Here is a 17,028-nt window from a genome sequence, read left to right as displayed (position 1 = left end):
ACGACAGATTCGTCCAGTACGGGTTATTCATCTAGGAGAACTACCATGCCTACCCCTACCAAGGGTCCGCGTCTCGGCGGCAGTGCAGCACATGAGCGATTGATTTTCGCTAACATGTCGGCACAGCTCTTCGAGAACAAGAAGATCACCACCACCCTGACCCGTGCCAAGCGTCTGCGTCCACACGCAGAGCGCCTGATCACCTTCGCAAAGCGCGGAGACCTGGCTTCGCGTCGCCGCGTCCAGGCCGTCATCGCTTCGCGTTCGCGCACCAACAAGTCGATCGTTCACGAACTGTTCGAGAACATCGCACCAGCAATGGCAAACCGCGAGGGTGGCTACACCCGCATCACCAAGATCGGCAACCGCAAGGGCGACAACGCTCCTATGGCTGTTATCGAGCTCGTGATGGAGCCAGTTTCGCCAAAGCAGGCTGTCGTCAAGGAAGCCACCCAGGCTGCCGAGAAGGCTGCTGAGACCGAAGAGGCCTAAGCTTCTTCGAGCTGAAGCTCCCTCGCCTGCAAGGGCAAAAAGAGTCCCGTTGGATCCGCAAGGAACCAACGGGAATCTTTTGTTTAAGCCTGTTCAGTGATGAATGCCGGAGCGCGTGCCCGTCAGATGGCAGGTCTCGAGCATCCGCAACGTGGAATTTCCTAGCTGAACGAATCCATGTCCGGGCATGCCGTATTCAGGTATTCAGTAGCCTCTGAGGCTTCGGCAGTGTCGAGCTCGGCGACTTTTTGCGAAATCTCCATCATATTGGTGCCGTCTGCTTCAGCCAACAAGTCTGCCATTTCCTTGTTCTGCCCGGCAGCTGCGTTCAAGGACGTGGCAAGCTTGCTGTCCTTGGTATTTTCCGCGGCTTCACCCAAAATGGCATTGAACTCATGCATGACCTCGACGTATGCCGAAGTTTCGCCCACCATGAGTTTTGCGCTGGAATCATCCGCCTTCTTTTGCAGATCGCGCTGGACTACCTGGTCATTGATAAAGGAGCAGGTGTCCTCGGTGGACATTTTTCCAGCACCGCAACCAGTGAGCATGAGTGAAGCGAGCGCGAGCGCAGCGGCAGGTGCCGCGAACTTTTTCAGCATGGAGATCCTTAGATGATGAACCGCTGGTCTAGCAGGGTAGCCATTGATGACTACTTGATTATTCTATAGTCAGGATTTACTGCAGGCGGTGTGTGACGTGCTTGGGTCTGCGGACGAATCCTATTTACGGTTCGACCGTGCCGGATTCCTCACCGGAAATTGGGCAGGTCTGATCCACATAGTCCGAATATTGATCTGTCAGATCGACCGCGGCCGCTTCAAGGTCTGCCCCGAACGTTGGATCATCGAAAGCGCGGCCCTCAATGAGGTCGACGAAGTCTTGGAACCTGCTGATTTCTGAGTCCAATGCAGTGCGCAGTTTCCCATTGCTGGTCTGCTCGGAAACTTCTTGGTAGATGCCGATGGTGGCTTCCATGACATCTACGACAGGTTGCGTGTCTTCCTCAATAGCGCCCATATATGCCAGCCCCCACTTGTCCCCGATCGATTGATCGATAGCCAATTCATGAAGCAGGTCGCATGACTGCTCGGTGTTCAGCTGGCCGGAACTGCAGCCACTCAAGCAAAACCCAAGGCGGTTGATGCTCCAATGATGCTTGCGGTAGTCCTTCGCATGGGAAGTCCTTAGAACGGTGATGATGGCTTTGCCGCCTAAGCGGCAGGACGTTGGATGCACACAGGCTACCTCCGCGGGAGTCCCGCGTTTTTGCGCCTGTGGATAACCGGCCGGAAGGCGGCCATTGATTCGACGGTTGCGCAGGTCCTTACGCATAATTGAATGCATGAGTATCCAGCCAGAGAGCATCGATCCCATGGGCACCAACGCATTGGGGGCTACTGCCGCACCAGCGTGGATCCGGATGCGCATGGTCCTCGGATACGACGGCGCCGCCTACAGCGGTTGGGCGCGCCAGCCCAATGTCCTAGGCGTGCAGCAGCTGGTTGAGGAAGCATTGGAAATGCTGGTCCGCCGCCGTGTGCGAGTAGTTGTCGCCGGCCGCACCGACGCAGGCGTGCATGCGCGCCACCAGGTGGTGCATTTCGACCTGACAGATGACGAATACGCGGGCCTGCCGCGCAAGGCGCCCCTGGCTCCCGGCCCAGCGCTCGTACGCCGCATCAATGGCATTCTTGGCCGCCAAGAGGGTGCCGTGTGGGTCCATGAAGCCGAGCGTGCTCCAGAAGGCTTCGACGCCCGGTTCTCGGCGCTGGCCCGCCGCTATTCCTACCGGATCGCCGATGGCCAGCAGCGCTGGGATCCGCTGACCCGACACCTGACCGCATGGCACCGCGAAGAGCTCGATGTCGAGGCCATGAATCGCGAGGCGCAAAGCGTGCTGGGCCGCCATGACTTCTTGTCCTACTGCAAGCCTCGTCCGCACGCCACGACCATTCGCACCTTGCAGGAATTCTCCTTCACCCGCGGTGCCGACGGCCTGGTGCTGGCGCACCTGAAGGCCGATGCCTTCTGCCACAATATGGTCCGTGCGCTGATTGGCGCCGCAATGATGGTGGGGGACGGGCGTGAGCAGCCGGGCTTCTTGGCCCAGCGGCTGGCGCAGATGGTCCGTGACTCGAAGACCAAGCTTTCGCACCCGCGGGCGCTGGTTCTCGAAGAGGTCTATTATCCGGAAGCGGGAGAGCTGGCAGAGCGGGCACTTAGAACCCGCGCGCTGCGCACCGATGATGAAGCAGATACGGCCCGCTCGGAAGGCTGATTGGCGTTGAACCCCGGAATCTTAAGGGTGTTGTTGCTCACGGCATACATCCTTTTTTGGCCGGAAACACTTTAATCCGCTAAACTTTTATGAGTTGTGTATGTCCACGTTCGACACTACACGCCCAAGCGTGACGGCTTAGTTGCATAGTCGCTGGTCTGCTGGGTGTGCGAACAGCATATGGACGGCCGGTTATCATCAGTCCTCACCTGACGTACTGGTCTAAACACAAGAACAACACGACAGTGCCTGTCACTGGGGGATCTCACCGCCTTCAGCCAAGCGACTGTTTGACCAGAAACGAATCAACGTAAGGCAATTACTGTGCGTACGTACACCCCAAAGCCGGCTGACCAGACTCGTCAGTGGTATGTCATTGACGCCACCGACGTAGTGCTCGGCCGTCTCGCCGTCCAGGCCGCAACCCTGCTGCGCGGCAAGCACAAGCCAACCTATGCTGCACACATGGACATGGGCGACCATGTCATCATCATCAATGCAGACAAGGTTGCACTGACCGGTAAGAAGCTGCTGAACAAGCGCGCTTACCGCCACTCCGGTTTCCCAGGTGGCCTGAAGAGCATCAACTACGCAGACCTGCTGGAAAAGAACCCAGTACTGGCTGTTGAGAAGGCTATCAAGGGCATGCTGCCTAAGAACAAGCTTTCGGATGCCCAGCTGTCGAAGCTGAAGGTATACCGCGGCGCAGAGCACCCACACGCTGCTCAGTCGCCGAAGGCACTGGAAATCACCCAGGTCGCTCAGTAGTCCTGGCCCCGAGAAGAAATACTTAATAGGAGATTATCGTGGCTCAGAACGCTGAAGAAACCACTGAATTCGAGGGTGAGACCCCTTCGACCTACACTACCGAGACCGCAGCTTCGACTGTTGTTGCTGACACCGAGCGCGCTCCACTGACCGTGCCAGGTGCGGCTGTTGGCCGTCGCAAGCAGGCTATCGCCCGCGTTCGCCTGGTACCAGGCTCCGGCAAGTGGACCGTAAACGGTCGCGAGCTGGACAACTTCTTCCCAAACAAGCTGCACCAGCAGGATGTTAACGAACCATTCAAGGTTCTGGGTCTGGAAGGCGCATACGACGTTATCGCACGCATCAACGGCGGCGGCATCTCCGGTCAGGCTGGCGCACTGCGCCTGGGCATCGCCCGCGCCCTGAACGAGATCGACCGCGACGCGAACCGCGCCACCCTGAAGAAGGCCGGTTACCTGACCCGCGACGCACGCGTCATCGAGCGTAAGAAGGCTGGTCTGAAGAAGGCACGCAAGGCTTCGCAGTTCTCGAAGCGCTAAACCTTACTTCAAGGTCTTTCCAAGGGCCCTGTCATCCTGCAAAGGATGCCAGGGCCCTTTGGCATTTAACGCCGAGGAACTCAAAATGCTATTAAACTTTTCTCATATCACTGTTATTCCGGGGCTTTGAGCCATTTAAATCAATGCAGAGGGCATATGATTGAATGCGATGGCAAGGTTATTTGGGACCGATGGGGTCCGAGGAAAAGCAAACGAACTGTTAACTCCCGAGCTCGCGCTGGAACTGGCGCAGGCGGCATCCGTGGTGCTGGGCTTGAGCCAACCAGAGGACGGCTACAAGCCAGTCGCAGTGGTTGCCAAGGATCCGCGCATCAGCGGTGACTTCCTGTCCGCCGCAATCGAGGCCGGCCTGGCTGCCTCCGGCGTCGACGTGATGGATGCCGGCACGCTGCCCACTCCCGCGGCGGCATTCCTGGTAGGGGACTTGAACGCTGACTTCGGCGTCATGATTTCCGCCTCGCACAACGCGGCTCCGGATAACGGTATTAAGTTCTTGGCCCGTGGCGGCAAGAAGCTGGACGATGCGTTGGAAGACGCCATCGAAGCCTGCTTGAAGATGCCAAAGCCACGCCCAACCGGCGGCGAAGTAGGACGTGTCTCGCGTTTCGCCGACGCTGAAGACCGCTACATCATGCACCTGCTGCAGGCACTGCCTAACCGGCTCGAGGGCTTGAAGGTAGTCCTGGACTGCGCCCACGGCGCTGCTTCGGGATGCTCCCCGGAGGTCTTCAAGGCTGCCGGCGCCGAAACCATCGTCATCGGCGCAGATCCGGATGGCATCAACATCAATGACGGCTACGGCTCCACCCATCTGGAGAAGCTGCAGGCCGCTGTGCTGGAGCACGGAGCGGACTTGGGCATCGCCCACGACGGCGACGCCGACCGCTGCCTGGCCGTTGACCATGAAGGCACGATCGTTGACGGCGACCAGATCATGGCCATCATGGCACTGGACATGAAGGACCGCGGCGAGCTGAAGGACAACACCCTCGTTGCCACCGTGATGAGCAACCTCGGCCTGACCCTGGCCATGGAAGCTGCAGGCATCACCGTCAAGCAGACCGGCGTGGGTGACCGCTACGTGCTCGAAGGCATGCGTGAAGGCGACTTCTCCCTGGGCGGCGAGCAGTCCGGCCACGTGATCTTCTCCAAGCACGCCACCACCGGCGACGGTGTCCTGACCGGCCTGATGATCGCGGCTCGTGTGAAGGCTACCGGCAAGACCTTGAAGGAACTTGCTGCTGTGCTGACAGTCCTGCCGCAGGTCCTGATCAATGTACGCGGCGTCGACAAGGCCGGAGTTCCGGACTGCGATCCGCTGCAGGACGCTGTTGCCGCCGCCGAGGCCCGCTTGGGCACCACCGGTCGAGTGCTCTTGCGCCCATCGGGGACCGAACCTGTAGTCCGCGTCATGGTCGAGGCGGCTACCCACGACCAGGCCCAGACAGAAGCTGAAACCCTGGCCGAGTCGGTCAAGGAGCACCTGTCCCTCTAGGCTCCGCAACTGCCCAGCAACCACTACGTAAATATCAAGAAAACTCACACCCCCGCAGCGCGTTCCATACCGGAACACGTTGCGGGGGTGTGGCATGCTAACTAGTAGGAACCGATCTGGGTTCGCGTTCTCGGAGAGAAGGACTTTCGTGACTCTACGCATCAGCGTGATCGGCACCGGCTACCTCGGTGCAACCCATGCCGCCTGCATGGCTGAACTGGGCTATGAAGTCATTGGACTGGACGTGGACACGGCCAAGCTCGAAGCCTTGGCCGCTGGTGTTCTGCCTTTCCACGAGCCGGGCCTGCCCGAGCTGCTGCGCAAGCACGTGGCCTCCGGGCGCCTGCGGTTCACCGACAGTTACGCAGAAGTCGCTGCCGGCGCGGATATCCACTTCATCACCGTGGGAACGCCGCAGCGTGCTGATTCGCAGTCCGCAGACATGTCCTACGTCGATGGTTCCGTGGACTCCCTGCTGGAGCATATCACCGGCGAAGCGCTGATTGTCGGCAAGTCCACCGTCCCGGTAGGCACCGCACGACGGCTGAGCGAGAAGATTGCCCAATCTGCCAAGCAGGGAAGCGACATAGCGCTGGCCTGGAATCCAGAATTCCTGCGTGAGGGTTTTGCTGTCCAGGACACCCTGCGCCCCGACCGGCTGGTCTATGGATTGCAGGATGGGCGAGGCCTGGAACTGCTGCGCAAAGTCTATGCTCCGATCCTCGCCTTGGACACGCCGGAGATCGCCACGGATCTGGAAACCGCGGAACTGGTCAAGGTCGCGGCCAACGCCTTCCTGGCTACCAAGATTTCCTTCATCAATGCTTTTGCCGAAGTCACGGAGACCGTGGGTGGCGACATCAAGGTCCTCGCCGACGCCATTGGGCACGATAAGCGCATTGGACGCCGGTTCCTGAACGCCGGGGTGGGGTTTGGCGGTGGATGCCTGCCGAAGGACATCCGCGCGCTCCAAGCCCGGGTCAGCGAGCTTGGGTTGAGCCAGACCATGGGCTTCTTGGCAGAAGTCGACCAGATCAACCTGCGCCGCCGCGACCGCGTGGTCTCGCTCGCCTCGCACATGCTCGGCAACGAGCTGGCAGGCAAGCAAGTGTGCGTACTCGGCGTGACCTTCAAGCCGGACAGCGACGACGTGCGCGACTCTCCAGCCCTGGATATCGCCGTACGCCTGTACAACGAAGGCGCTGAAGTCTCGGTCTACGACCCAGAAGGCAACGCCAACGCTGCCCGGCGCTTCCCGCGCTTGAACTATGTGGACTCCTGCAAGGAAGCCGCGCAGAAGGCAGATTTGACCTTGGTGCTGACCGAATGGAACGAGTTCCGGGAAATGAACCCGTCCGACCTTGCCGACGTGGTTGCAAGCAAGCAGCTAATCGACGGTCGCAATGTCCTGGACCGCCCAGAATGGCGGAAGCAGGGCTGGACCATCACCGGCCCGGGAGAGTACTTCGAGCTGGGCAACATGGCTCCGGCGACCACCTCGATTCTGGCGCAGGCCTGAACGGTGTAGCCGGACATGGAAGGGGCGGTTCTCCGCATTAGGAGAACCGCCCCTTCTACGTGTTGCCTACGCAGGCTAGAAGCCGAACTGCTTCATGACCTTGGGAAGATTATCGATCAGGCGAGAAGCATTCACGGTGCCGTCCGCGGCGGTCACCCGGCCCAGATGGCCGTGGATGTACGCCGCGCACGCAGTCAACTCCATCATGCGGCGGTTGGGCACGGTTCGCAGGCCTTCAGTGCCCGTCAGCGAGCTGTCGGAGAGCATGTAGCCGAGGATGCCGGTCAAGACGTCTCCGCTGCCCGCAGTGGCCAGTTCTGGTGCTGAGTGGCTCACCATCAGGCTGTCGCCGTTAGGCGCAACAATGTAGCTGGTCGGGCCCTTGAGCAGGACTACAGCGTTGTAAGCCAAGGCGGCCCAACGGGTCCAGCGAATCGGGTCCTGGGAAAGCTCATCAGGGGTGATCTTCACGCCCGCGCGGCCGAGCAGCATACGAAGTTCCTTTGCATGGGGCGTCAGCACGCGGGGCTGCTCGCTGGGCCCGGCAGGAACCACATCCAGGCCGGATGCGTCGATGACAGCTGGCTGGGGGCTGGCGAAGACATCAGCGATGGCGCCAGTTGGGGGAGTGCGTCCATCCAAGCCCGGACCAATAGCCCACGCCTTGATCTTGGCGCTCTTGCCGTGGATCTGGCGGCGCGAGAATGACAGCGCTTCCTTGATCTGCTCATCATCCAACGGCACGGACTCCGGCACGGAGACTGCCATAAGCGGCTGGATGGAATCGGGTACGTGCGTGCGGAGCAGCCCGACCCCGCAAGCCACGGCGGCCTTGGCAGTCAGCTGGGCAGCTCCGGGATACAGGTCGGAACCGGCGATGAGGCCAAGGACTCCACGCTGGTATTTGTGGCGTCCGGCATCCCGCCAGGAGCGGTGCTGGTCCAGCAGCTCGCGGGCAGCCTGCTCGTCCACTAGCTGGGTGCCGGGCTGGACGGAAGAAAAGTCGAATTCCAGATCAGCCACGGTGATCTCGCCGGTAACCAGCGGTCCATCCACGGACAGCAGGCCGGCCTTTATGGCGCCGAAGGTCACCGTGCGTTCAGCTCGGAGAACCGAGTCCTGCGCAACGCCGGTTTCAGGGTCCAACCCTGAGGGAACATCGCAAGCCAGCACCCGTACGCCAGCCGGAACCGGCGGCACCTCGGAACCGGCTCGATATCCAAGACCATAGATGGCGTCGATAACGAGCGAGGCATTCGCTAGTTCGCCGTCGCCATCTGACAGATCCAGTATGGTGCCGCCGGCGGCTTGGTACGCTGCAGCAGCCTCTGCGTTAATCTGCTCGTGGCATTGCAGAGCCAGCGTGGAAATCTTCTGCTGCTGAAGCTCTGCCAGTGCATACAAGCCATCGCCACCGTTGTTGCCCGGGCCGATCAGTCCGACCACGAACGCCGGTTCGGTGCTGTGTCCTTCGGCCAGCATGGCGACAGCCGTTGAAGCCAAATGGGCGGCGGCTTGCTTCATTAAGCTGGTCTCGCCACGCTTGGATTTCTCCTGGGCTTCAACCGCACGAATTTGCGCAACACTGTAGACAGGAATCATAAGACAAACAATACTCAAGGCTTCTGTGCGATGCCCTATTTAATGAGATACGTGTCGTTATTCCTTCGTCGTGGCGTTGGTGCTCAGCGTTCGGCAACCACCATTGCGATCGCCATGTCGCCATCGTGGGACATGGTCAGGTGCCAGGATTTGATGCCGCGCAGCTCGCTGGCTGCGGCCACTGAGCCGGTGTTGTGAATCTGGGGATCACCGGCTTCGTCCTTGCGGATGGTGCAGTCCTGCCAGTTCATCCCGGAAGGAGCGCCCAGTGCTTTGGCGATTGCTTCCTTGGCTGCGAAACGGGCTGCAAGAGAACGCAGGGGCAGGTCCCGTTCTTCTTCGGTGAAGAGCCGGTCGCGCAACCGTGGAGTCTTCTCGAGCTGACGACCGAAACGTGGCACATCAACGATGTCCACTCCAATACCTGCAATCATGCCTATCAGTTTATCCAGTGCCTGCAAGGCAAAAAAATTGCGGGCACTCCCGAAAGGGAATGCCCGCAATGATTCATGCTGGGTGGATTACTCCACGGTCACAGACTTGGCCAGGTTACGTGGCTGGTCAACGTCGAAGCCCTTCGCGGATGCCAGCTCGCAAGCGAAGATCTGCAGTGGCACGGTGGCCAGCAGCGGCATCAGCAGGGTTGGGGTTTCTGGTACGTAGAAGACCCACTCGGAGAAGTCCTTGACGGCGGAATCGCCGTCTTCGGCAATAACCAAGGTCTTGGCGCCACGGGCGCGGACTTCCTGGATATTGGAGACAACCTTGGAGTGCAGCGAGTCGCGGCCACGAGGGGAAGGCACTACCACGAACACCGGCTGGCCGTCGTCGATCAGCGCGATAGGACCGTGCTTCAGCTCGCCGGCGGCGAAGCCTTCGGCGTGGATGTAGGCGATTTCCTTGAGCTTCAAGGCGCCTTCCATTGCCACCGGGTAGCCGACGTGGCGGCCCAGGAACAGCACGGAGTTGGCTTCCGACATGTTGCGTGCCAGATCCTTGATCTCGTCCGCACGGTCCAGGATGTCCTGGATCTTGGAAGGGATCTTGCCCAGGTCGGCAAGGATGTCCTTGATCTGGCCCTGGAACAGGTTGCCGCGCAACTGCGCCAGGTACAGGCCCAGCAGGTAGGTCGCGGTGATCTGCGCCAGGAATGCCTTGGTGGAAGCCACTGCGATTTCTGGACCCGCGTGGGTGTACAGCACGGCATCCGACTCGCGCGGGATGGTCGATCCGTTGGTGTTGCAGATCGACATGGTCTTGGCGCCCTGCTCCTTGGCGTAACGCACGGCCATCAGGGTGTCCATGGTTTCGCCGGACTGGGAGATCGAAACGATCAGGGTCTTGTCGTCAACGATTGGCTCGCGGTAGCGGAACTCGTGGGAGAGCTCGACCTCGACCGGGATACGGCACCAGGACTCGATCGCGTACTTGGCAACGGAGCCGGCGTAGGCCGAAGTGCCGCAAGCAAGAACCACGATCTTGGAGATGGCAGCCAGCTCTTCCGGAGCGATTCGCAGTTCGTCCAGGGTCAGACGGCCATCGGCGTCCGAGCGGCCCAGCAGGGTATCGGCAACAGCTGCCGGCTGGTCGAAGATTTCCTTCTCCATGAAGGATGGGAAGCCGCCCTTTTCAGCGCTGGCTGCGTCCCAGTCAACGGTGAATTCCTTGCCTTCGGCAGGGTTGCCTTCGAAATCGGTGATGGAGTGGGTATCCGGGGTGATGGTAACGATCTGGTCCTGGCCCAGCTCGACGGCGCGACGGGTGAAGTCGATGAAGCCGGAGACGTCCGAACCCAGGAAGTTCTCGCCTTCGCCCAGGCCCAGAACGAGAGGGGAATTGCGGCGGGCCGCGACGACAACGCCTGGGTGGTCCTGGTGAACGGCCAAGAGGGTGAAAGCACCTTCCAGCTGCTGAACAGCAAGCTGCATGGCGCGGGTCAAATCGCCCTCCGCCTCGGTGCTGTAGAGCTTGCCCAGCAGCGCTGCGGCAACCTCGGTATCGGTATCCGAGAGGAATTCAACGCCCTCGGCTGCCAAACCGGCCTTGATGCCGGCGAAGTTTTCAATAATTCCGTTGTGGATCATGGCAAGCTTGCCACCATCGGCCAGGTGAGGGTGAGCGTTTTGATCGCTCGGTCCACCGTGGGTTGCCCAACGGGTATGCCCAATGCCGGTCATCGACTGAGGCAAAGGGGACTCGGCAATTTCATTTTCAAGGTTGACCAGCTTGCCGGCCTTCTTCCGAGAATGAATGGCGCCGTCGGCAACTACCGCGACTCCAGCCGAGTCGTAGCCTCGGTATTCCAAACGACGCAAACCTTCAATTAGAACGTCGAGGGCGCCGTGCTCGGCGATCTGGCTCGAGGTTCCTGCATATCCAACAATTCCGCACATGGGAAAAATCCTACCGGTTCAATCCCCATCGATGGGAATAATCGTGGCACAGCACTCAAAATTACCTATGTCTTAGCTCACCAGGCCGCCGTATTTCACCGAAACTAATTGCCTTGTTGATTTTGTTAATTGGGATGTGGAGCATATTCTTGGCAGAATTTACCCTCGTGGAACCACACGGAACACTAGAATCATCCATCTCGCCGTTTGTTGAACTTGAACGAGAGACATGGGCGCGACTGTCCAACAAGATGGAACAGCCGCTGAACTACTCCGACATCGAACGTCTTCGCGGCCTCGGCGATCAGCTGGACCTCCAGGAGGTCCGCGACGTCTACCTGCCACTGAGCCGCCTGCTGTCGCTGTACGTGGAGGGAGCCGGTGCAACGCATCAGGCGACTACTACCTTCCTGGGTGAGCAGACCAATCGGACGCCTTTTGTCATTGGCGTCGCCGGATCCGTTGCCGTGGGAAAATCCACGACCGCTCGTGTATTGCAGGAAATGCTGCGCCGCTGGCCGCATACTCCTGATGTCCAGCTCATCACCACTGACGGTTTCCTGTACCCCAATGCGGAGCTTGAGCGCCGCGGCATCATGCACCGCAAGGGTTTCCCTGAATCCTATGACCGTCGTGCATTGCTGCGCTTCGTCTCGGCAGTGAAGTCTGGTGCCCCAGTAGTCAGTGCCCCGGTGTATTCGCACCTGACCTACGACATCATCCCGGGGGAGCGCAATGTGATCCGCTCGCCGCAGGTGCTCATTGTCGAGGGATTGAACGTGCTGCAGCCAGCGCGAACTCGTTCCGATGGAACCGTGGGACTCGCGCTGAGCGATTTCTTCGACTTCTCCGTATATGTCGATGCCCGTACGGCGGATATCGAAGAGTGGTACATCAAAAGATTCATGCGCCTGCGCTCGGGAGCCTTCTCCGACCCGGCGAGCTACTTCCATCGCTATTCCCAGCTCACCGATGTGGAAGCGCGGGAAACCGCGCACGGCATTTGGAAGCGCATCAATGAACCGAATCTCAAGGAGAACGTCTTGCCCACGCGAGGACGGGCGCAATTGGTACTGCGCAAATCAGCCGATCATTCGGTGCGGCGAATGCTGTTGCGGAAAATCTAGGCTTCTTCAGCTGATTTTTAAGCAAACGAATTCTGTGAATTTGCCGAACTATTGGAAATCGCTCTACAAAATCGTAGTGGTGCTGTGATTTTCCTGTGTATGCTCTAACCATGCTAAAAGGTTTCCGCGATTTTATTATGAAGGGCAACGTTGTCGATTTGGCCGTTGCCGTTGTTATCGGCGCTGCCTTCGGCGCCGTAGTTACCGCCTTGGTCGACAATGTGCTGATGCCGTTGATTGCCGCCCTGGTTGGTTCACCAAGCTTCGACGACTTCCTGTTGCTCACTATTAACGGGGTAGAGATCAAGTTCGGCGTCTTCCTGACCGCGCTGGTCAACTTCCTGCTGATTGCCGCAGCCGTTTACTTCGCGTTGGTTCTGCCAATGACCAAGCTGAACGAGCGCATCGCAGCGCGCCGTGCTGCAGGTGCAGAAGAGCCTGAGGAAGAAGTAGATCCACAGCTGGAGCTGCTTGCCCAGATCCGCGATGAGCTGAAGACTCTTCGCTAACCCCCGATAAAACATCCGTCTTCAAGGAGCGGGTTCGAACAGCAAAGTTGTTCGAACCCGCTCCTTCCGGCTTTAACCAGCATCATGTGCCGAACTGCGCATGGGTGAACAAGGCAAGTGGTTCAGAAAAGTGCGAAGATGAATGGGTGAACTCTGAAGCGCTTGAAGAAAGCAACCTGACAAACAGCACCAGCAGTGCACAGGCGATCGGCTTTGAACGCCGCGCAGTCATTGACCTGTCGGCCATCCGCAACAACGTCAAGCAGATATCTGATGTTGTGGCCCCAGCTGCAGTCATGGCCGTCGTCAAAGCTGACGCGTACGGGCACGGTGCCATCCCGGTAGCCAAGGCTGCCTTGGAAGGCGGAGCCCGGTGGATAGGTTGCGCCCATGTCACTGAAGCACTCGCCCTGCGCGACGCGGGAGTCGATGCGCCCATGATGGCTTGGCTGCATACCGAAGACACCCCGTTCGAGGCCGCCATAGACGCCGGTCTTGACCTCGGTGTTTCAGGCTGGGAACTTGAATACGTTGCCGCCGCGGCTCGTGCTGTGCAGACTCCGGCACGGATCCACATCAAGGTAGATACCGGGCTTGGCCGCAATGGCTCCACCATGGATGCCCTGCCGGATCTGCTGAACCGCGCCAGCGATTTCCAGGAAGAAGGGTTATTGCGTGTAGTTGGCATCTTCTCCCACCTGGCGGTGGCAGATGAACCTGAACGCCCGGAAACCGATGAGCAGCTGGAAGTCTTCGACAGGGCCATAGAACTGGTGGAAGCTGCTGGCTTCGATTTGGAAGTGCGTCATATCGCCAACACTCCTGGCATCCTTTCTCGACCGGATTCACATCACGAAATGGTGCGCCTGGGTCTGGGCCTGTATGGACTTAGCCCGTTTGACGGTGAATCGCCAGAGAGCTTCGGGCTGCGCCCAGCCATGACAGTGAAGACCCGGGTTGCGAATGTCAAGAAGGTTCACCCGGGGCAGGGTGTTTCCTATGGCCTGAATTACAAGACCGAAGGCGAAACCTACCTCGGCCTGATCCCCATGGGTTATGCCGATGGACTGCCAAGGATCGCAACCGGTGCTCCAGTGACTGTCAATGGGCGCACCTATCCAGTACGTGGTCGCATTGCCATGGACCAGTGCGTCATCGATTTGGGATCAGATATCAACCCAGAAGAATTCCTGGGAGCTGAAGCAATTATCTTCGGTGACGGCGGGCAGTCGGTCAACACCTGGGCTTACGCAGCGAACACCATCAACTACGAAGTGGTAACCCGCATCTCGCCACGTGTACCTCGCTACTACATTGAAGGCAGCTGGGGTGAGGCCGGTGAATAACCCGGTATCGGAGTTCTCCTGCCAGCTCGATGACCTCACCGTCACCGAAGCAATGGGCGAAGCCTTGGGTGCTCAGCTCAAAGCCGGCGACCTCGTCATCCTTACCGGTGCCCTTGGCGCTGGCAAGACCACGCTGACCCAGTCGCTGGGCGTGGGACTGAACGTCCGTGAAGGAATCATCTCCCCGACGTTCGTACTGGCTCGCCAGCACCCATCACTTGGGGATGGACCCGGTCTGATCCACGTAGATGCCTACCGTCTCAAGGACCATGATGACGTGGACACCCTGGATCTTGAATCCACGCTGGCAGATTCAGTTACCGTCGTGGAATGGGGCTTGGGGAAGGTCGAACACCTTACCGATTCACGCTTGGAAATCCAGCTGGATCGCGAAGCCCTGGCCGCACCAGTCGGCAATCCATGGGAAGAAGCTGAAGAGGAACTGGATGAGCCGCGGTTGTTCAGCCTGAAAGCTATCGGCCCGCGCTGGGACGAAGATGCCTTTGCCCAGCTGAAAGATTCATTGCTGTCTGCGGTTTCTGTACAGCGCACGGAAGAAAAACATGTCTAATTACTTAGCAATCGACACCTCTGCCAACGCATCGGTGGCACTAGTTGACGAAACCACCGGTTTACTTGTCGACAAGCGTGTTTCCTCCAAGGGAAACGACCAGACCGAAACCTTGTCGGCATACGTCAAGGAGCTATTGGACACCCACGGCCAGAAGGGCCAAGACCTTGCGGGAATCATCGTCGGCGTTGGCCCGGGTCCTTTCACCGGCCTGCGCGTTGGCTTGGTGGCCGCGCGTACTTTCGGATTCGTATGGCAAGTACCTGTGCACGGAGTGATGTCGTTGCATGCGCTCGCCGAACAGGTGCTCGAGTCCAGCGATGTTCCTGCTGAATTCGTTGTCGCCTCGGACGCACGACGTAAAGAAGTCTACTGGGCACGCTACGACAATTCCGGAACCATGGTTGGAGGGCCGCACGTTTCAGCAGCGTCAGCTCTTCCAGCGATGCCAGTTTTCGGTGTCGGGGCCGGCATCTACGCCGAGCAGCTTGAGGAAGCCGGTGCCAAGCCGATGCCTGAGTCCTTCGAATGGATTGCCGACGCCGGCTTCCTGGCCCGTCGGGCATTGAGCGACCTCGCTGGAGGCAAGGACCTCTCAGATACTTCGCCTCAGTATCTTCGCGAATCCGATGCGCAGGTTCCTGCCTTCATGAAGCAGGCCAAGGCGTGAGCGAGCAGCATGAGGTTCTCCTGCGCCGCATGCAGCCGGATGATCTGAAAGCCGTCCACGATCTGGAGCAGCAGCTTTTTCCCGAGGATGCATGGCCGCTTGCCGGTTTCGAATCCGAGCTGGCGCAGCGCGATACCCGAACCTACTGGGTCTATGAGGACGCTGGTCGAGTTGTCGGCTATGCAGGGCTTTGCGTGGTCTTGCCGATAGCCGATGTCCAGACCATTGCCCTTCACCCTGATTACCAAGGCCGGGGCTTGGGACGCAAGCTGTTGTCATTGCTCATCCAGACGGCGGGCGAGAAAAACGCGCTGGATGTGATGCTCGAAGTTCGCTTTGACAACCCCACCGCCATTGGCCTGTATGAATCCTTTGGATTCACCACCATCCATCGCCGCAAGGGGTACTACAAGGGCGGGGTCGATGCACTAATTATGAGACTCCCGCTGGATGCACAGCAGGGACAAGAGGAAGAACGCAACGCATGAGCTTCAACGAACCCGTAGTACTAGGCATTGAGTCCTCTTGCGACGAAACCGGCGTAGGCATCGTGCGCGGCAACAAGCTTCTGGCCAACGCTGTCTCCAGCTCCATGGATGAGCACGTGCGCTTTGGCGGTGTCATTCCCGAGATCGCGGCCCGTGCACACTTGGAAGCATTCGTGCCAACCTTGCAGTCCGCGTTGGACACAGCCGAACTGGCTCTTGACGATATTGATGCCATCGCCGTAACCAGTGGTCCGGGCCTGGCCGGTGCCCTAATGGTAGGCGTTTCAGCGGCCAAAGCCTTGGCCCTGGCAACAGGCAAACCGCTCTACGGCATCAATCACCTGGTTGCCCACGTTGGCGTAGGTGTTCTCGAAGGAACCGTATTGCCACCGACCTTCGGCGCTTTGCTGGTCTCGGGCGGGCATACCGAAATCTTGAAAGTCACCTCGCTGACCAACGATGTGCAGCTGCTGGGCTCCACGATTGATGATGCGGCCGGCGAAGCCTATGACAAGACTGCTCGTCTGCTGGGCCTGGGGTATCCCGGCGGGCCAGCCATCGACAAAGCGGCCAAGGACGGAGACCGCAAGGCATTCCGCTTCCCTCGCGGCTTGTCCTTGCCGAAGTTCGTCGGCAGCGCCGAGAACCCTGGCAAGCACCGCAACAACTTCTCGTTCTCAGGGCTCAAAACTGCTGTAGCCCGTTGCGTAGAGCACTTCGAGACCAACGGCGAAGAGGTCCCCGTCGCCGACATTGCCGCTTCATTCCAGGAAGCAGTCGTGGATGTCATCACCTCGAAGGCTGTGCGCGCCATGCAAGAACAAGGCCTGAAGACCTTGCTTTTGGGCGGGGGAGTCGCAGCTAATACCCGCCTGCGCGAACTGCTGTCAGCGCGTTGCACCTCGGCGGGAATCGAACTCGTGGTTCCGCCGTTCAGCCTCTGCACGGATAACGGCGGCATGGTCGCGGCGCTCGGCGCACAGTTGGTCGCTGACGGCGTGGCTCCGTCGGGACTGGATTTCGCTACAGACTCGTCGCAGCCGGTCACGCAGATCACCTTGCGGTAAGTGCAGATCTGCATTTCTTAGAACCGGATACTCGTACTGGTCCTCTAGTCCCTGGGAGGCTTAGGCAAATACCGGAACGCCATTATGCCTGTGCTTTTCGGTTCAGATGGCCTGCTGCACGCTGGTTATTCAGCGTCCAG

General features: G+C 59.4%; 17 protein-coding genes and 1 pseudogene. 13 read left to right on the top strand and 5 right to left on the bottom strand.

All coding sequences use genetic code 11. The features are described from left to right. Window positions 1-45: 45 nt before the first annotated feature. Window positions 46-486, top strand: a pseudogene (rplQ, locus tag ACR9WD_RS11375) (50S ribosomal protein L17); the annotation flags it as partial. Window positions 487-653: 167 nt separating this feature from the next. Here the strand turns inward: rplQ and ACR9WD_RS11370 are convergent. Together ACR9WD_RS11370 and ACR9WD_RS11365 are read right to left on the bottom strand one after the other, a co-directional pair. Then, window positions 654-1,094, bottom strand: a complete 441-nt coding sequence (locus ACR9WD_RS11370; protein ID WP_143180986.1) for a hypothetical protein — start codon at window positions 1,092-1,094, stop codon at window positions 654-656. 124 nt (window positions 1,095-1,218) lie between these two features. Continuing rightward, a complete protein-coding gene (locus tag ACR9WD_RS11365) occupies window positions 1,219-1,827 on the bottom strand; it encodes a hypothetical protein (RefSeq protein WP_434922112.1) in 609 nt (202 codons plus the stop codon). A gap of 10 nt (window positions 1,828-1,837) precedes the next feature. On the opposite strand from ACR9WD_RS11365, the gene truA reads away from it, so the two are divergent. The 5 genes from truA (at window position 1,838) to ACR9WD_RS11340 (ending at window position 7,115) form a co-directional block, all read left to right on the top strand. Then, window positions 1,838-2,773 carry a tRNA pseudouridine(38-40) synthase TruA gene (truA, locus tag ACR9WD_RS11360; protein WP_434922111.1) on the top strand — a complete coding sequence of 312 codons (936 nt, stop codon included), beginning with the start codon at window positions 1,838-1,840 and terminating at the stop codon, window positions 2,771-2,773. A gap of 324 nt (window positions 2,774-3,097) precedes the next feature. Continuing rightward, window positions 3,098-3,541 carry a 50S ribosomal protein L13 gene (gene rplM, locus ACR9WD_RS11355; protein WP_038992172.1) on the top strand — a complete coding sequence of 148 codons (444 nt, stop codon included), beginning with the start codon at window positions 3,098-3,100 and terminating at the stop codon, window positions 3,539-3,541. Window positions 3,542-3,579: 38 nt separating this feature from the next. Next, complete coding sequence (gene rpsI / locus ACR9WD_RS11350; protein ID WP_052253868.1) at window positions 3,580-4,080, top strand: 30S ribosomal protein S9; 501 nt, start codon at window positions 3,580-3,582, stop codon at window positions 4,078-4,080. Between the two features lie 169 nt (window positions 4,081-4,249). Beyond that, window positions 4,250-5,596 carry a phosphoglucosamine mutase gene (gene glmM, locus ACR9WD_RS11345; RefSeq protein ID WP_066140711.1) on the top strand — a complete coding sequence of 449 codons (1,347 nt, stop codon included), beginning with the start codon at window positions 4,250-4,252 and terminating at the stop codon, window positions 5,594-5,596. 148 nt (window positions 5,597-5,744) lie between these two features. After that, window positions 5,745-7,115, top strand: coding sequence for a UDP-glucose dehydrogenase family protein (locus ACR9WD_RS11340; protein ID WP_434922110.1), 1,371 nt, complete (start codon window positions 5,745-5,747; stop codon window positions 7,113-7,115). A gap of 75 nt (window positions 7,116-7,190) precedes the next feature. Here ACR9WD_RS11340 and ACR9WD_RS11335 read toward each other — a convergent pair whose 3' ends face one another. From ACR9WD_RS11335 to glmS, 3 genes are all read right to left on the bottom strand, one after another. Then, window positions 7,191-8,717, bottom strand: coding sequence for an NAD(P)H-hydrate dehydratase (locus ACR9WD_RS11335; RefSeq protein ID WP_434922109.1), 1,527 nt, complete (start codon window positions 8,715-8,717; stop codon window positions 7,191-7,193). An 83-nt stretch (window positions 8,718-8,800) separates the two neighbouring features. After that, on the bottom strand, window positions 8,801-9,151 hold the full coding sequence (locus tag ACR9WD_RS11330; RefSeq protein ID WP_434922108.1) for a holo-ACP synthase: 351 nt from the start codon (window positions 9,149-9,151) through the stop codon (window positions 8,801-8,803). Window positions 9,152-9,238: 87 nt separating this feature from the next. Beyond that, entirely contained in the window at window positions 9,239-11,110 is a 1,872-nt protein-coding gene (gene glmS / locus ACR9WD_RS11325; protein WP_038992166.1) for a glutamine--fructose-6-phosphate transaminase (isomerizing), read from the bottom strand. Window positions 11,111-11,277: 167 nt separating this feature from the next. Here glmS and coaA point away from each other — a divergent pair, with 167 nt between their 5' ends. The 7 genes from coaA to tsaD all read left to right on the top strand — a co-directional run bounded on the left by coaA (window position 11,278) and on the right by tsaD (window position 16,888). Beyond that, entirely contained in the window at window positions 11,278-12,237 is a 960-nt protein-coding gene (gene coaA, locus ACR9WD_RS11320) for a type I pantothenate kinase (RefSeq protein WP_434923208.1), read from the top strand. Between the two features lie 110 nt (window positions 12,238-12,347). Beyond that, the gene (mscL, locus tag ACR9WD_RS11315) at window positions 12,348-12,746 is read left to right on the top strand and encodes a large conductance mechanosensitive channel protein MscL (RefSeq protein WP_038992164.1); all 399 of its coding nucleotides are present in this window, start codon (window positions 12,348-12,350) and stop codon (window positions 12,744-12,746) included. Between the two features lie 146 nt (window positions 12,747-12,892). Next, the gene (alr, locus tag ACR9WD_RS11310; RefSeq protein WP_038992322.1) at window positions 12,893-14,092 is read left to right on the top strand and encodes an alanine racemase; all 1,200 of its coding nucleotides are present in this window, start codon (window positions 12,893-12,895) and stop codon (window positions 14,090-14,092) included. After that, a complete protein-coding gene (gene tsaE, locus ACR9WD_RS11305) occupies window positions 14,085-14,663 on the top strand; it encodes a tRNA (adenosine(37)-N6)-threonylcarbamoyltransferase complex ATPase subunit type 1 TsaE (protein WP_073705907.1) in 579 nt (192 codons plus the stop codon). The genes alr and tsaE overlap by 8 nt, the downstream gene beginning before the upstream one ends. After that, window positions 14,656-15,333, top strand: a complete 678-nt coding sequence (gene tsaB, locus ACR9WD_RS11300) for a tRNA (adenosine(37)-N6)-threonylcarbamoyltransferase complex dimerization subunit type 1 TsaB (RefSeq protein ID WP_434922107.1) — start codon at window positions 14,656-14,658, stop codon at window positions 15,331-15,333. The genes tsaE and tsaB overlap by 8 nt, the downstream gene beginning before the upstream one ends. Next, window positions 15,330-15,821, top strand: coding sequence for a ribosomal protein S18-alanine N-acetyltransferase (gene rimI, locus ACR9WD_RS11295; protein WP_434922106.1), 492 nt, complete (start codon window positions 15,330-15,332; stop codon window positions 15,819-15,821). The genes tsaB and rimI overlap by 4 nt, the downstream gene beginning before the upstream one ends. Beyond that, a complete protein-coding gene (tsaD, locus tag ACR9WD_RS11290) occupies window positions 15,818-16,888 on the top strand; it encodes a tRNA (adenosine(37)-N6)-threonylcarbamoyltransferase complex transferase subunit TsaD (protein ID WP_434922105.1) in 1,071 nt (356 codons plus the stop codon). Before rimI ends, tsaD begins: the two co-directional genes overlap by 4 nt. Window positions 16,889-17,028 lie beyond the last annotated feature (140 nt).

This window comes from Glutamicibacter sp. PAEs-4 (assembly GCF_051161755.1).
Taxonomy (GTDB): domain Bacteria; phylum Actinomycetota; class Actinomycetes; order Actinomycetales; family Micrococcaceae; genus Glutamicibacter; species Glutamicibacter nicotianae.
Note: the sequence above shows the minus strand (reverse complement) of the source record. Positions and strands in the feature narration are given on the sequence as shown.

Excerpts from the sequence above, each read along its gene's own strand:
- ACR9WD_RS11370 (WP_143180986.1), bottom strand. The coding sequence starts at position 1,094 with ATGCTGAAAAAGTTCGCGGCACCTGCCGCTGCGCTCGCGCTCGCTTCA.
- ACR9WD_RS11365 (WP_434922112.1), bottom strand. The coding sequence starts at position 1,827 with ATGCGTAAGGACCTGCGCAACCGTCGAATCAATGGCCGCCTTCCGGCC.
- truA (WP_434922111.1), top strand. The coding sequence starts at position 1,838 with ATGAGTATCCAGCCAGAGAGCATCGATCCCATGGGCACCAACGCATTG.
- glmM (WP_066140711.1), top strand. The coding sequence starts at position 4,250 with ATGGCAAGGTTATTTGGGACCGATGGGGTCCGAGGAAAAGCAAACGAA.
- ACR9WD_RS11335 (WP_434922109.1), bottom strand. The coding sequence starts at position 8,717 with ATGATTCCTGTCTACAGTGTTGCGCAAATTCGTGCGGTTGAAGCCCAG.
- ACR9WD_RS11330 (WP_434922108.1), bottom strand. The coding sequence starts at position 9,151 with ATGATTGCAGGTATTGGAGTGGACATCGTTGATGTGCCACGTTTCGGT.
- glmS (WP_038992166.1), bottom strand. The coding sequence starts at position 11,110 with ATGTGCGGAATTGTTGGATATGCAGGAACCTCGAGCCAGATCGCCGAG.
- mscL (WP_038992164.1), top strand. The coding sequence starts at position 12,348 with ATGCTAAAAGGTTTCCGCGATTTTATTATGAAGGGCAACGTTGTCGAT.
- tsaB (WP_434922107.1), top strand. The coding sequence starts at position 14,656 with ATGTCTAATTACTTAGCAATCGACACCTCTGCCAACGCATCGGTGGCA.
- tsaD (WP_434922105.1), top strand. The coding sequence starts at position 15,818 with ATGAGCTTCAACGAACCCGTAGTACTAGGCATTGAGTCCTCTTGCGAC.